Here is a 13,142-nt window from a genome sequence, read left to right on the forward strand (position 1 = left end):
CGCCGCTCCGGTGCGCGGCACGCCGAGCGGGGCGTACCGGAGTGGCGTCTCGCGGGGAGACGGGGGGAGGGTGGGGCGGCCCGGAGGCCGCCCCACCGGTGCTAGCCGAGCGCGGTGAGCGTCAGCGTCGCGGTGTAGGTGCCGGTTCCGACCGAGAGCGGGAGCTTCAGGTCGAGGTCGGCGCCCAGGACCGAGGATCCGGTCGGGTGCTGCGCCGCGGCGGAGCCGAGGACGCGGGGCGTGGCGAGGCCGTTGCCCGAGTCGAACCCGGAGGGGACGGCTGCGCCCGCGACGGCACCGCCGGTGTTCTCCAGGACCTCGGGGGTCCAGCCGAGGTGCTTGCCCGAGAACGTCTTCTCGCCGGAGCGGAAGTCGCTCAGCTGGCCGGTGACCGACCAGGCCGGGCCGTTGAGGCGGGTGTCGGTCACGCGGACCGGCACGAGCTCACCGGAGGCGGCGAAGTGGTCGCCCTGCTCCTCGGCGACGCCGAGGTTCACCAGGTTGCTGGTGCCCTCGAGCGTCCAGGTCAGCTCGCCCTTGTTGGCCTCGGGGACGATGACGGCCACGGCCTGGTCGCCGGCCGCCGCAGCGCCCGCCGCCGTTCCCGTGAAGGTGCCGTCGACTCCGGCGGCGGTGTTGCCCGCGCCGAAGTTGACCGCCGGCGCGTTGTCGGTGAGCGCGATGCGCCCGCCGACCGTCGTACCCGCGAGCTGGACGTTGCCGGAGTTGCCCGAGAGCGTGAGGTTCCCGCCCACCGTGTTGCCGAGGGCCGAGGCCGAGCCGTCCTCGTTCGCGCCCAGGAGGACGCCGCGCGAGGAGCCGGTGACGGCGAGCGAGCCGCCGACGATGGCGCCCTGCACGTTCACGCCGAAGTCGCTGCCGGCGAAGGTGGCGTCGCCGCCGACGCTGGTGCGGTCGACGTCGACGTAGTTCGCCGCGTCGGTGCTGACCGAGCCGTCGACCGAGAGGTCGCTGAACTCGACGTCGATCCCGCCGGCCTCGACCATGCCGCCGACCGTGAGGTCGCGCAGGTAGAGGAAGCCGTTGCGGCTGCCGTCCGAGAACGACACGACGTCTCCGCCGACGCTGGTGCCGTCGATCGAGATGCCGTACGCGTCGGTGCCGATGACGTCGCCGCCGATGGTCGCCGAGGTGGCGTCCAGCCAGGCGTCGTCGCCGACGATGACGTTGCCGGTGACGGTCACGTTGCCGAGCACGCAGGTCTGGCCCGCGCCGACGTTGAGGTCTCCGGTGATCGTCTGGTTCCCGAGCTCGGTGGTGCAGTCCGTCGTCGCCGCGAAGGCGGACGGTGCGGCGACCATCGCGAGGGAGGCGGCCGCGAGGACCGCCGTGGGCGTCTTCCACTTCATGGGGGTTCTCCTCGGTGCGCTCGTGCGCGTCGTGCTGGTGGTGGTGCTGTCGGTGCGGCGCGCGCGGCGCGGGGTGCGCTCAGCCACGGAGCGCAGCGATCGCGGAGTAGCTGCGGGAAGCGGCCTCGAGGGAGTTCCCCGTGCTCGGCGGCGTCGCCAGCGTGGGAGCGGTGTCCTGCTCCCAGACGCCGAAGCGCTGGCCGCGGTCGCGCAGCTCCGAGAGGAACGCCTGGTAGGGCAGGTTGCCCGCGCCGAACTCGACGATGTCGTAGCCGTTGGTGTTGGCGTTGTTCGTCTTGCCGTCCTTGAGGTGCAGGATCGGGTAGCGGCGCGGGTTGCGCTTGATGTAGTCGAGCGGCTCGAAGCCCGGGTAGAGCTTCTTGCCGACGTACGCCCAGTAGACGTCCATCTCGAGGTACACGTGACGCGGGTCGGTGTTGTCGTAGAAGAGGTCGTACAGGCGGGTCTTGGGGTCGTCCGTGGCGAACCCGAACTCACCGGCGTGGTTGTGCTGGTAGAGCTTCATGCCCGCGGCCGAGACCTGCTGGCCCCACTTGTTCCACTCCTCCGCCGCGGCGAGGTAGCCCGCCTTGGTGTTGACGTTGGTGGGCGCGTTGCCGGTGCCGAGGTGCGGCGTGCCGAGGATCTGCGCGATCTCGATCTGCTTGCCCAGCTCCGAGCGGAGGAGGTTGGTGCCGACGTGCGAGCCGACGGCGCGGAGGCCGTTGTCGTCGAGCAGCTGGCGGATCTGCTGCGGGGTGATCGCTCCGACGTTGCCCTGGGTGTACCCGGCGAACTCGATCTCGCTGTAGCCGATGCGGCCGAGCTCCTCGAAGACGGCCCGGAAGCCGAGCGACGAGACCTTGTCGCGGACGCTGAAGAGCTGGATGCCGATGCGGTTGATCGGGACCAGGCGCGTGGATCCGGACGAGGGCGCGGGGGCGGCCGTGGCGGGTGCCGCGAGGGCTCCCGCTCCGACGCCGACCGCGACGGTCGATGCGGCCAGGGCCGTCATCAGCGAGCGCCGGCTCATCGGCTTGGCCGTGATGGATGCGTGGTGGTGGTGCATCATTTCTCCTTCGAAATGGCAGATGGTGCAGGGGGTGGGGGGCCGGCCGGCCCGGTCGAGCCGGCCGGCCCCTGCGCGGGGGCTACTGCTGGACGGTGAGGTTCAGCAGCGCCGACGCGGCGTTGGTGTCCGCCGTGGCGGTGTGGGTGACGGTCAGCTTGTAGCTGCCCGCCGCGAGCTTCGGGAGCGTCACCACGACGTGCCCGTTCTCGTCGAGGGTCCCGGTGAGCATCGCGACGGTGGAGAGGTTCCTCTTCACCATCACGCTCACCTGACCGGTGCCGGCGACACCCGTCGAGGACTTCGCGTCGACCGTGACCTGCGCGCTGGCGCCCGGCTTGACCGGGTTGGGCGAGACGGTCGCGGTGAGCTCCGAGGCGGCCTTCGAGACGATCAGGCGGGCGGTGCCCTCCGAGGCCTTGAAGGTGGCGTCCGAGCCGTACGCCGCACGGAGGGTGTGGGTGCCGGCGCCGAGGGTCTTCGGCAGGGCGAAGGTCGCCTTGCCGTCCTTCAGCGTCGCGCGGCCCAGCTCGGTGGCGCCCTCGTAGAGGACGACCTCTCCGCCGGGGTTCCCCCCCTGACCGGTGACCGTGACGGTCGCCTCGCCCGGTGCCCCGAAGGTCACGCGGGGAGCCGAGAGCGCCACGGTGGTGGTCGACGCGGCGGTCGGGGCGTTCGCCGCGGCCAGGTCGATCGTGAACTTCACCGTGCCGACCGCCGAGACGTTGCCGCCGGTGTCGGTGGCGCGGTACTGGATCGTCCGGGCGCCGTTCGTGGTGAACGGGACCGTGTACGCGCCGTTGACGGCGCGGACCGTGGTCCACGTCGTGCCGTTGTCGGCGGAGTACTGGACGGTGGAGAGCGCTCCGTTGTCCGTGGCGGTGAGGCCGAGGGTCACGGGCTTGTTGTAGACGCCGCCGACGCCCGCGGGCGCTGCCGGGTCGAGGGTCGCCGCGACGGTCGGAGCCGTCTTGTCACCGGCGCCGACACCCTGGAAGGTGAGGGAGTCGAGCGACAGGCCGCTGGGCGAGGTCACGTAGAGCGAGCCGGTGCCGCGGGGGACGTTGGTGCCGAAGGGGACGAGGACGTCCTTCCAGCCGGCTCCCGCGGGGATGGTCGCCGTTCCGAAGGGCGCTGCGTCGGCAGCGTTCCAGCGGAGGTCGACGGTGCCCTCACCGGTGGCGCGGACCACGACGCCGGTCAGGTTGGCGAAGTTCACCGGGTCCCAGCGCAGGAAGGATCCCGCACCGAGTCCGCTGACGGCGTTGCCGCCGCTGGCGGTGGTGTCCGCGTAGGGCAGGACGCCCTCACGGGCGGCGTGCTCCGCCTCCTGTGTCTTCGGGTTCAGCCGCAGCGTCGCCTCGGCCGCAGCCGGGGGCAGGCCGTTGAAGCCGCCGTCCGTGTAGGTCACGACGACGGTGCCGTACAGCAGCGCGCCGGGGCCGTGCTCGGGCGAGTCCTTGGACGTCGGGAACGCTCCCTTGGCACCGGTGCCGGTGACCTCGGGGTGGGCGTGCTCGTCGTGGCCGAGGCCGTAGGTCCAGCCCACGCGGCTGCTGACGATCTGGTCGCCGTCCTCAGCGTCCTTGCCGGTCACCTGGTAGGGGATCGCGTCGCCCCAGCTGAAGAACGAGCCGTTGCCGGGCGTCTGGATCTGGATCTGCGGCGCCTGGTTGCCGACCGAGATGACCCGCGAGGTCAGGCTGAACTTGCCCTTGGCGTCGGTGACGCGCAGACGGGCCGTGAACTGTCCGAGCTCGGTGTAGGTCTTCTTGACGGTCACTCCGGTGGCGTCGAAGGTGCCGTCGCCGTCGAAGTCCCAGTCGTAGGTGAGCGCGTCGCCCTCGGGGTCGGTCGATCCCTTGGCGTCGAACGTGACCTCGAGCGGGGTCTGCGAGGCGGACAGGGGGGTCGCGGTGAAGCGGGCCTGCGGCGCCTTGTTGCCCTCGGCGTAGTCGATCCGGTACAGGCCCGCGTCGGGGTTGGCGCGGAAGAATCCGTCGCCGTACTCGATCACGTACATCGACCCGTCGGGGCCGAACTCCATGTCCATCGGGTTGTCGTGGATCGGCTGCGCGGCCTGGCTGAGCGCCGCGTTGGGGAGGAAGTCCTCGATGTGCGTGACCGCGCGGTCCTCATCGAGCGTGAACGCCGCGATGTAGTCCTGCGAGAACTCGCCGAAGAAGGTCTTCTTGTCCCAGTACTCCGGGAACTTCGACGTCGAGGGGTTCTCCGCGTCGAAGTGGTACACCGGTCCGCCCATGGGGCCCTGGCCGGTGCTGGTGCCGAAGTTGACGAGCTCGTCGAACGGCTGGTCGCCGGGGTTGTCGCCGTAGTACAGGGTCGCCGCCTTGGCGTCCGGGATGTCGACGAGGCCGGTGTTCCAGCGCGAGTTGTTCTTCAGGTTCTCCGGGTCGAAGAAGCCGCGGGGCGTCGACGTCTCGAAGTTCCACTCGTTGTACGGCGTGTTCGGTCCGTGGACGTAGGGCCAGCCGGAGTTGTGCGGCTCGTCCAGTCCGGTCGCGTTCCACTCGACGAGGCCCATCGGGCCGCGGACGCCGTCGGCCGCAGCGGCCTTCGTGGCGTCGGGGCCGTAGTCGCCCCAGGAGAGGGTGTTCGTCTCGGCGTCGACGTCGATCTTGAACGGGTTGCGGACGCCCATCACGAAGATCTCGGGGCGGGTCTTCTCGGTTCCCACCGGGAAGAGGTTGCCGTCGGGGATCGTGTACGAGCCGTCCTCCTGCACGGTGATCCGGAGGATCTTGCCGCGGAGGTCGTTCGTGTTGCCGGCGCCGCGACGCGAGTCGAAGCCCGGGTTCATGCGGGGCGCGTCGTTGTTCGGCGCGAAGCCCGCGGCACCCGGAGCGCTCGCCGGCGTGTTGTCGCCGGTGGAGAGGTACAGGTTGCCGTCGGCGTCCCAGTCGAAGTCGGCACCCACGTGGCAGCACTGCCCGCGCTGGGTCTCGATGTCGATGATCTTCTGCTCGCTCGCGAGATCGAGGCCCGAGCCGGTCCACTTGAACCGGGAGAGGCGGTTGATGCCCTTCCACTGGTCCCAGTAGCTGTCGGTCGCGCCCTCGGGCAGCATGTTCGGAGCCGCACCGGTCGGGGTGTTCCCGGGGGGCGCGTAGACGAGGTAGACCCACTTGTTCTCGGCGAAGTCGGGGTCGATGCCGACGGACTGCAGCCCGTCCTCCGAGTTCTGGTACACGGGGATCGTGTTGACGACACGGGTGGTGCCGGTCTTGGGGTCGGTGTGGCGGATCTCGCCGTTCCGAGCGGTGTGGAGGACCGACTTGTCCGGGAGGACGGCCAGGTCGAGGGGCTCGCCGACGTTCTTCGTCAGCAGGACCTTCTCGTAGTTGCTCCAGTCGAGAGCGGATGCTCCGCCCTCGGAACCGTGGTCCACTCCGTCGTGGGCCGAGGCGGGCAGGCCGAGGGCGGTGAGTCCGGAGACCGTCACCATCCCGGCGATGCCGAGTGCGAGAAGACGCCTGATGCTTCTTCTCGAGGATCGCTTACCATTCATGCGTGATGTGATTCCTTCAATGAGGTGTTCATCGCAGAGGCCGGGTCCGTCGCTGTCCGCACGACTGAGCGGATCCGGTCTCCTCCTGTCCGGCCCTGGGGCCGGTGTCTTGCACTCCTCCTCCTCTCGCGGATGCCGGTGGCGCTGCGCTGCGGGTCGTCAGTGATCCCGGGGCGGCGCCGAGGTGGGGGTCGGCGCGGGATGGTTCCCGCGCCGACCCGGGCTGGTGGGGCCGATCAGGACTCGAAGGCCGAGGGCAGGTACTCGGAGACGTTGTCCTTGGTGACGACCGGCGCGAAGAGCTGGATCTGGCGCGGGACGCCGAGCGAGCTGGTGTCGGCCATCGACTTGTTCTGCTCGACGAGGCGGGCGAGCTTGATGCCGTCCGCGGCCTGGGTCGAGGGGTAGACGACCGTGGCCTTGACGACGGAGTCGTCGGCCTCGATCGCGCGCATCACGTTGGCCGAGCCGGCGCCGCCGACGAAGAGGAACTCGTCGCGTCCGGCGGTGTCGATCGCCGCGAGGACGCCGACGCCCTGGTCGTCGTCGTGGTTCCAGATGGCGTCGATCTTCGGCGCGGCCTGGAGGAGGTTGGCCGCGGCCTGCTCCCCGCCCTGGACGGTGAAGTCGGCGGCGACGCGGTTGTCCACGTCGAGTCCGCAGCCCTCGAGCGCGTCCGAGAAGCCCTGGCTGCGCTCCTGGGTCAGCGGGAGGGAGTCGATGCCGGCGATCTCGGCGACGACGGCGTCGGGGTTGTCGCCGAGCTCCTCGCAGATGTAGGTGCCGGCGCTGACGCCCATGCCGTAGTTGTCGCCGAGGATGGTCGACCGGGCGGCGAAGGGGCTGGAGAACTCGCGGTCCACGTTGATGACGGTGATGCCCGCCTCCATCGCCTGGGTGGCGACCTGCGTGAGCGCCGCTCCGTCGATCGGCAGGAGCACGATCGCGTCGACGCCGTCGTTGATGAAGGTCTCGACCTGGCTGATCTGGAGGTTGACGTCGTTGGTGCCCTCCGCGGTGCGGAGCTCCACGTCGTCGTACTTCTCGGCCTCGGCGATGGCGGCGCGGCTGACCGCACCCATCCAGCCGTGGTCGGCGGCGGGAGCGGTGAAGCCGATGACGACGTTGTCGCCGGAGGCGTCGTTGTCCGAGGCGGCCACGGCGGCGGCGGTCCCGCCGGAGGCGGCGTTGCCGGTCTCGACCGGGGCGTTCGAGATGCATCCGGTGAGCATCAGCGCGACGGCGCCGAAGGCGACGCCGGCCGAGCCGAGTCGGGCGGTGCGGGAGAGGCGGCTGCGGGTGAAGGGGCGTGCGGGCATGGAAGTGATCTCCTTCGATCGATCCGAGGGGTCCGCGGGCACACGTGTCCTGCGGAGAGGTGACCTGAGTGGTCGGGTGGGTTGCTGTGTGTGGAGGAGCGGGGCCGGAGCCCCGGGGTCAGGACTTCCTGCCGCGGGCGGCGAACCGCTGCTGCAGCAGGACGGCGGCGACGATGATCGCGCCCTTCGCGACGGCCTGAGTCGAGGTCGACATGTTGTTCTGCGTGAACACGTTGGTCAGGGTCGTGAAGATGAGGACGCCGAACACGGTGCCGACGATGGTGCCGCGGCCGCCGGCCAGCAGCGTGCCTCCGACGACGACCGCCGCGATGGCGTCGAGCTCGTAGAGGAGGCCGTTGGTCGAGCTGCCGGCGGTGGTGCGGGCGAGCATCATGACGGCGGCGATGCCGGCGGTGAGCCCGGCGAGGCCGTAGACGTACATGGTGTGGCGGCGGACCTTGATGCCGGCGAGGCGGGCCGCCTCCGGGTTGCCGCCGACCGCGATGGTGCGGCGGCCGAAGGTGGTGCGGTTGAGCAGGATCCAGCCGGCGACGGCGACGACCACGAAGATCAGCACGAGCACCGGGATGCCGAGCACGTCGGCGCGGAAGAAGTCGAGGAACGGCGTGACCGTGACGACCTGCGTCTGGCGGTTCGAGATCAGCTCGGCGAAGCCGCGGGCGGCGACGAGCATCGCCAGGGTCGCCATGAAGGCGACGACCCGGCCGTAGGCGATCAGCGCGCCGTTGATCAGGCCGCAGACGAGGCCGACGACGACCGCGGTGAGCACGATCACCAGCCAGGAGGTGTTGGCCGCGTAGTACTGGGTCGAGACCGTGCTCGCCCAGACCGTCGCGAGCCCCATCACGGAGCCGACCGAGAGGTCGATGCCGCCGGAGGTGATGACGAAGGTCATGCCGATGCTCAGCACGCCGATGACGGCGGCGAGGCGGAGGATCGTGAGCACGTTGTCGACGCTGGCGAATCGCTCCCCCGCGGTGGCGAATCCGACGATGCAGAGGATCACCAGCGCGAGCAGCAGCCCGACGTTGCGGCCGAGGGAGCCCTGCATGAGGCGGGCCATCCCGGAGCGGGAGTCCTTCGAGGGCACGCCCCCGGAGGAGCCTCCCGTCGCGGCCGACGCGTGACGGGCGGCGTCCTCCTGCGGACCGCCGATCGACGGCGACGCAGTGTCGAGCTGTCCGCTCACGCTGCACTTCCTTCCATGACGAGATCGAGCACGCGGTGCTCGTCGATCGAATCGGCCGGGCCCTCGTGGACCACGGCGCCGTCGGAGATCACGAGCACTCGGTCGGAGAGTCCGAGGACCTCGCCGATCTCGCTGGAGACCACGAGCACGGCGGCGCCGTTGGTCGCGAGGTCCCTGATCAGGGTGTAGATCTCGGCCCGTGCGCCGACGTCGACCCCGCGGGTCGGCTCGTCGAGCAGCAGGACGCGGCAGCCGCGCACGAGCCAGCGGGCGAGGAGCGCCTTCTGCTGGTTGCCTCCGGAGAGGGTGCGGGCGTCGCGGTCGACCCCGGAGGGCCGCAGGTCGAGGGAGACCGCCTGCTCGGCCGCCGCCGCGCGCTCGGAGCGCTCGTCGAGGAAGCCGCGCTTGGCGAAGCGGTCGAAGGTCGAGAGGGTGATGTTGCGGTAGACCGGCTCGTCCAGGAGCAGGCCCTGGCTCTTGCGCTCCTCCGGGCAGAGGCCGATGCCGGCGTCGACCGCCGAGGTGACGGATCCGGCGCGCAGGCGCTTGCCCGCCACGCTGACCGTCCCGGTGCTGGCGCGGCGCGCCCCGTAGATGGTCTCGAGGATCTCGGAGCGGCCGGAGCCGACCAGCCCCGCGAGGCCGACGACCTCGCCGGCGCGGATCTCGAGGGAGACGTCCGAGAAGGAGCCCTGCAGGCCCAGCTTCTCGACCTTCAGCAGCGTCTCGGCTTCGACGTCGAGCTCCTGGCGGTCCGGGAAGACGTACTCGACGGCGCGGCCGGTCATCAGGGTGATGAGCTTCGAGGTGGGGGTGTCGGCGACCGCGAGGTTCTGCGCGACGGTGGCGCCGTCCTTGATCACGGTGATCCGGTCGCCGATGGCGCGGATCTCGTCGAGGCGGTGCGAGATGTACACGATGGCGACGCCGGAGGCGGTGAGCTGGCGCACCACGTGGAAGAGGTTCTCCACCTCCTCGGAGTCGAGCACCGCGGAGGGCTCGTCCATGATGATGACCCGCGCGTCGTGCGAGAGGGCACGGGCCATCTGCACGATCTGCTTGCCGGCGGCGGAGAGCGTGCCGACCTCGCGGTTCGGCGAGATCTCGGAGTGGCCGAGGCGCTCCATCAGCTCGCGGGTGATCCTCGTGGCCTTCGCCCGGGCGGTGAAGCCGCCGCGGGAGAGCTCGTGGCCGAGGAAGATGTTCTCGGCGACGGAGAGGCCGTCGACGACGTCGAGCTCCTGGTACATCGTCGCGATGCCCAGGGCGAGGGCCGCCGTCGGGGACGGGATCGTGACGACGTTCCCGTCGACGAGGATCTCGCCCTCGGTGGGCTGGTGGGCCCCGGCGAGGGTCTTGATGAGGGTGGACTTGCCGGCGCCGTTCTGGCCGAGGAGGCAGTGCACCTCACCGGGTCGGACATCGAGGTCGACGCCGTCGAGAGCACGGGCGCCGGGGAAGACCTTCACGATGCCGCGCATCTGCAGAAGCAGCTGCTGAGACTCGTCGGAGGTGCGGGGAAGAGGCTGTGCAGCAGTGCTGCGGGGGTCTGCGGTGACCATGCGGATGAAGCTACTTCCACTTACGTCGCGGGTCAAGCAAAAGTTCTGAACCGATTCGAAGGCGGTTCGAGTGATCGCCCAGTCGCCCCAAGGGCTTCCTGCTACCGCGTCAGGGCTGGGATCCGCGGGATTACGCGACATCTGACGGCGGCGGTTGAGACATTCCGTCCGTGATAGAGCGCTCTCCGAACCCTATGAACGCGCTCATGTCCGTGCAGCCCGGGCGCGTCGCCCCGGAGGCGGCCTCGCCGAGCGCGGTAGCGCCCGCGCCCCGACCCGTGGCAGGGTCGTACGGCCGACGAAAGGACGACGATGTCGAACGACCGAGCCCTGCGCGTCGCGATGGTGGGGACCGCCTTCATGGGCCGCACCCACTCGCACGCCTGGCGCACCGCCTCCCGCTTCTTCCCCCTCCCCCTCCGCCCCGAGCTCGCCGTGCTCGTGGGGAGCAACCCCGACTCGACCGCCGAGCGCGCCGAGCGGCTGGGCTGGAGCGAGGCCTCCACCGACTGGCGGGCCGTCATCGCCCGCGACGACATCGACCTCGTCGACATCTGCACGCCGGGCGACACCCACGCCGAGATCGCCATCGCGGCCCTCGAGGCCGGCAAGCACGTGCTGTGCGAGAAGCCCCTCGCCAACTCCGTCGAGGAGGCGGAGCGGATGGTCGCCGCGGCCGCCGCCTCCGGCAAGGTGGCGATGTGCGGCTTCAGCTACCGCCGCACCCCGGCCCTCGCCCTCGCGAAGCGCTTCATCGAGGAGGGCCGCCTCGGCGACATCCGCCACGTGCGCGCCCAGTACCTGCAGGACTGGCTGTCCGACTCCGAGGCGCCGCTGACCTGGCGCCTGCAGAAGGAGCGCGCCGGCTCGGGCGCCCTCGGCGACATCGGCGCGCACAGCATCGACACCGCCCAGTGGCTGACCGGCCGCGGCATCACCTCGGTCTCGGCGACGCTGCGCACCTTCACCACCGAGCGCCCCGTGCTCAGCGAGCAGGTCGGCCTCGGCGGCCGCGCCGGTGCCGACGCCCCGCGCGGCGCCGTGACCGTCGACGACGCCGCGGCCTTCACCGCCTCCTTCGAGGGCGGCGCCCTGGGCGTCTTCGAGGCGACCCGCGTCGCGACCGGCCGCCGCAACGCCAACCGGATCGAGGTGAACGGCGAGCTCGGCTCGATCGCGTTCGACTTCGAGCGGATGAACGAGCTCGAGTACTACGACGCCCGCGACCCCGAGGAGGCGCAGGGCTTCCGGCGCATCCAGGTCACCGAGCCGGCGCACCCGTACATGGCGGCCTGGTGGCCGACCGGGCACGGCATCGGCTACGAGCACCTCTTCACGCACCAGGTCGTCGACCTCGTCGAGGCGATCGCCGGAGGCACGGCGGTCACGCCCACATTCGCCGACGCCCTCGACGTGCAGCGCGTCCTCGACGCGGTCGCCACCAGCGCGGGCGCGTCGTCCGTCTCCACGCCGGTCGCCCGCTGACCCGACCGTCCCCTCCCCGCGAGATGCCGCTCCGGTGCGCCTCCCCCGGCGTGTCGCGTGCCGAAGCGGCGTCTCACGGAAGGGGGCGGCGGGCGCGGGGAGTCACAGTCGGCGCCGTTCGCCGATCCTGCGCCATAATGCGCCTATGAGCAAGAAGATTGACGCTGCGCATCGCGCACTGGTAGAGGCCCTCGACAAGCACGCCCGACTCGTCTCGGACAAGGAGTCGAAGCCGCGGAAGGTCGAACGGGCCGGAGCCGAGCTCCGCGCCGCGACGAAGGCGTACGCCGCGCTCGTGTCCGCGCGCACCGGCGCCGCGAGCCCCTTCGCCGATCTGGCCGACCCCCGCCTGGACAAGCCGACCATCGCGTCGCTCCGGGCCGAGCGCGACGCGATCGCGAAGCGGATCGCCAAGCACGAGGCGTCGGCGGGCGAGGACGGCGCGCTCGCGAGCTGAGCGTCCGGCGCGGCGCGGTCAGGCGCTGAGCAGCCGTCACAGCGCGATCCCGCGGTGAGCGCGCGCCTCCTCTGCCTCCGAGTCGCCGTGTTACGCGCGGGTTCCGCGCGGGTCCGACCGCCTTCGTAAGGTGATCCCCGGGATCCGCGCAGTCGCGGCGCCGAGCGACCGGAGGCCGGTCGCAGCGCCGGCGGTGACCAGCACCGCCCGGTCGGCACCGCGTGCCCGGATCCTCTCCACGGAAGGATCCCCACAGCCATGACCCTGCGCACCCGACTCCTCGCGACCTCCGCGATCGCCGCCTCCGCCGCCCTCCTCCTCGCCGGCTGCTCCGGCGCGGGCGGCGGCGACGACACCGTTCGTATCGGCGTGGTCGGCGCGAGCGACCCCTACTGGGCCACCTACGAGAAGGCCGCCGCCGACGCCGGGATCGACGTCGAGATCGTCGACTTCAGCGACTACAACCAGCCCAACCCCGCCCTCACCGAGGGCGAGATCGACCTCAACCAGTTCCAGCACATCGCCTACCTGGCGCAGTACAACACCTCGGCCGACGCCGACCTCGTGCCGATCGGCGCGACCGCGATCTACCCGCTCGGCCTCTACTCCTCGCAGTACGACGACGTCGCGGACATCCCCGCCGGCTCCACCGTCGCGATCCCCAACGACGAGACCAACCAGGCGCGCGCGCTGCTGGTGCTGCAGTCGGCCGGGCTCGTCGAGCTGAAGGACGGCGGCGGAGTGCTCTCGAACGTCGACGACGTCCAGTCCTCCTCGAAGGTGGAGGTCACCGCGCTGGAGGCCTCCCTCACCCCGACGTCGCTCCCGGACGTGGCCGCCGCGATCATCAACAACGACTTCATCGAGAACGCGGGCCTGAAGGCCTCGGACGCGATCGCCCAGGACGACCCGAGCGACCCCGCCTCCCTGCTCTACACGAACATCTTCGCCGCCCGGGCCGACGACGCCGAGAACGAGACCTACACGAAGCTCGTCTCGATCTACCAGGACAGCCAGGACGTGCTCGACGGCGTCTCGGAGCAGTCCGGCGGCACCGCGGTCTTCCTGAAGACCCCGGCCTCCGAGCTGGAGACCTCGCTCGAGTCCGCCGAGACCGACATCTCCGCCGCCTCCTGACTCC

General features: G+C 70.9%; 9 protein-coding genes. 3 read left to right on the forward strand and 6 right to left on the reverse strand.

All coding sequences use genetic code 11. The annotated features are described in order from the left end of the window. Positions 1-101 precede the first annotated feature (101 nt). The 6 genes from C5C30_RS06865 to C5C30_RS06890 form a co-directional block, all read right to left on the reverse strand. Complete coding sequence (locus tag C5C30_RS06865; protein WP_104269481.1) at positions 102-1,370, reverse strand: hypothetical protein; 1,269 nt, start codon at positions 1,368-1,370, stop codon at positions 102-104. A gap of 79 nt (positions 1,371-1,449) precedes the next feature. Further along, positions 1,450-2,439 carry a sugar phosphate isomerase/epimerase gene (locus C5C30_RS06870; protein WP_219813837.1) on the reverse strand — a complete coding sequence of 330 codons (990 nt, stop codon included), beginning with the start codon at positions 2,437-2,439 and terminating at the stop codon, positions 1,450-1,452. An 82-nt stretch (positions 2,440-2,521) separates the two neighbouring features. After that, positions 2,522-5,968 (reverse strand): PQQ-dependent sugar dehydrogenase, encoded by a 3,447-nt coding sequence (locus C5C30_RS06875; RefSeq protein ID WP_146081491.1) that lies wholly within the window; start codon positions 5,966-5,968, stop codon positions 2,522-2,524. Positions 5,969-6,204: 236 nt separating this feature from the next. Next, complete coding sequence (locus C5C30_RS06880) at positions 6,205-7,287, reverse strand: substrate-binding domain-containing protein (RefSeq protein ID WP_104222461.1); 1,083 nt, start codon at positions 7,285-7,287, stop codon at positions 6,205-6,207. 118 nt (positions 7,288-7,405) lie between these two features. Continuing rightward, a complete protein-coding gene (locus C5C30_RS06885; protein ID WP_104222491.1) occupies positions 7,406-8,371 on the reverse strand; it encodes an ABC transporter permease in 966 nt (321 codons plus the stop codon). A gap of 122 nt (positions 8,372-8,493) precedes the next feature. Beyond that, positions 8,494-9,978, reverse strand: coding sequence for a sugar ABC transporter ATP-binding protein (locus tag C5C30_RS06890; protein ID WP_208543410.1), 1,485 nt, complete (start codon positions 9,976-9,978; stop codon positions 8,494-8,496). Between the two features lie 393 nt (positions 9,979-10,371). On the opposite strand from C5C30_RS06890, the gene C5C30_RS06895 reads away from it, so the two are divergent. From C5C30_RS06895 to C5C30_RS06905, 3 genes are all read left to right on the forward strand, one after another. After that, positions 10,372-11,544, forward strand: coding sequence for a Gfo/Idh/MocA family protein (locus tag C5C30_RS06895; protein ID WP_104226598.1), 1,173 nt, complete (start codon positions 10,372-10,374; stop codon positions 11,542-11,544). Positions 11,545-11,689: 145 nt separating this feature from the next. Continuing rightward, complete coding sequence (locus C5C30_RS06900; protein WP_104222458.1) at positions 11,690-12,001, forward strand: hypothetical protein; 312 nt, start codon at positions 11,690-11,692, stop codon at positions 11,999-12,001. Positions 12,002-12,259: 258 nt separating this feature from the next. Beyond that, positions 12,260-13,138, forward strand: a complete 879-nt coding sequence (locus C5C30_RS06905; protein WP_104333415.1) for a MetQ/NlpA family ABC transporter substrate-binding protein — start codon at positions 12,260-12,262, stop codon at positions 13,136-13,138. Positions 13,139-13,142: the final 4 nt, after the last annotated feature.

It is taken from the genome of Rathayibacter sp. AY2B5 (assembly GCF_002931645.1).
Lineage (GTDB): Bacteria > Actinomycetota > Actinomycetes > Actinomycetales > Microbacteriaceae > Rathayibacter.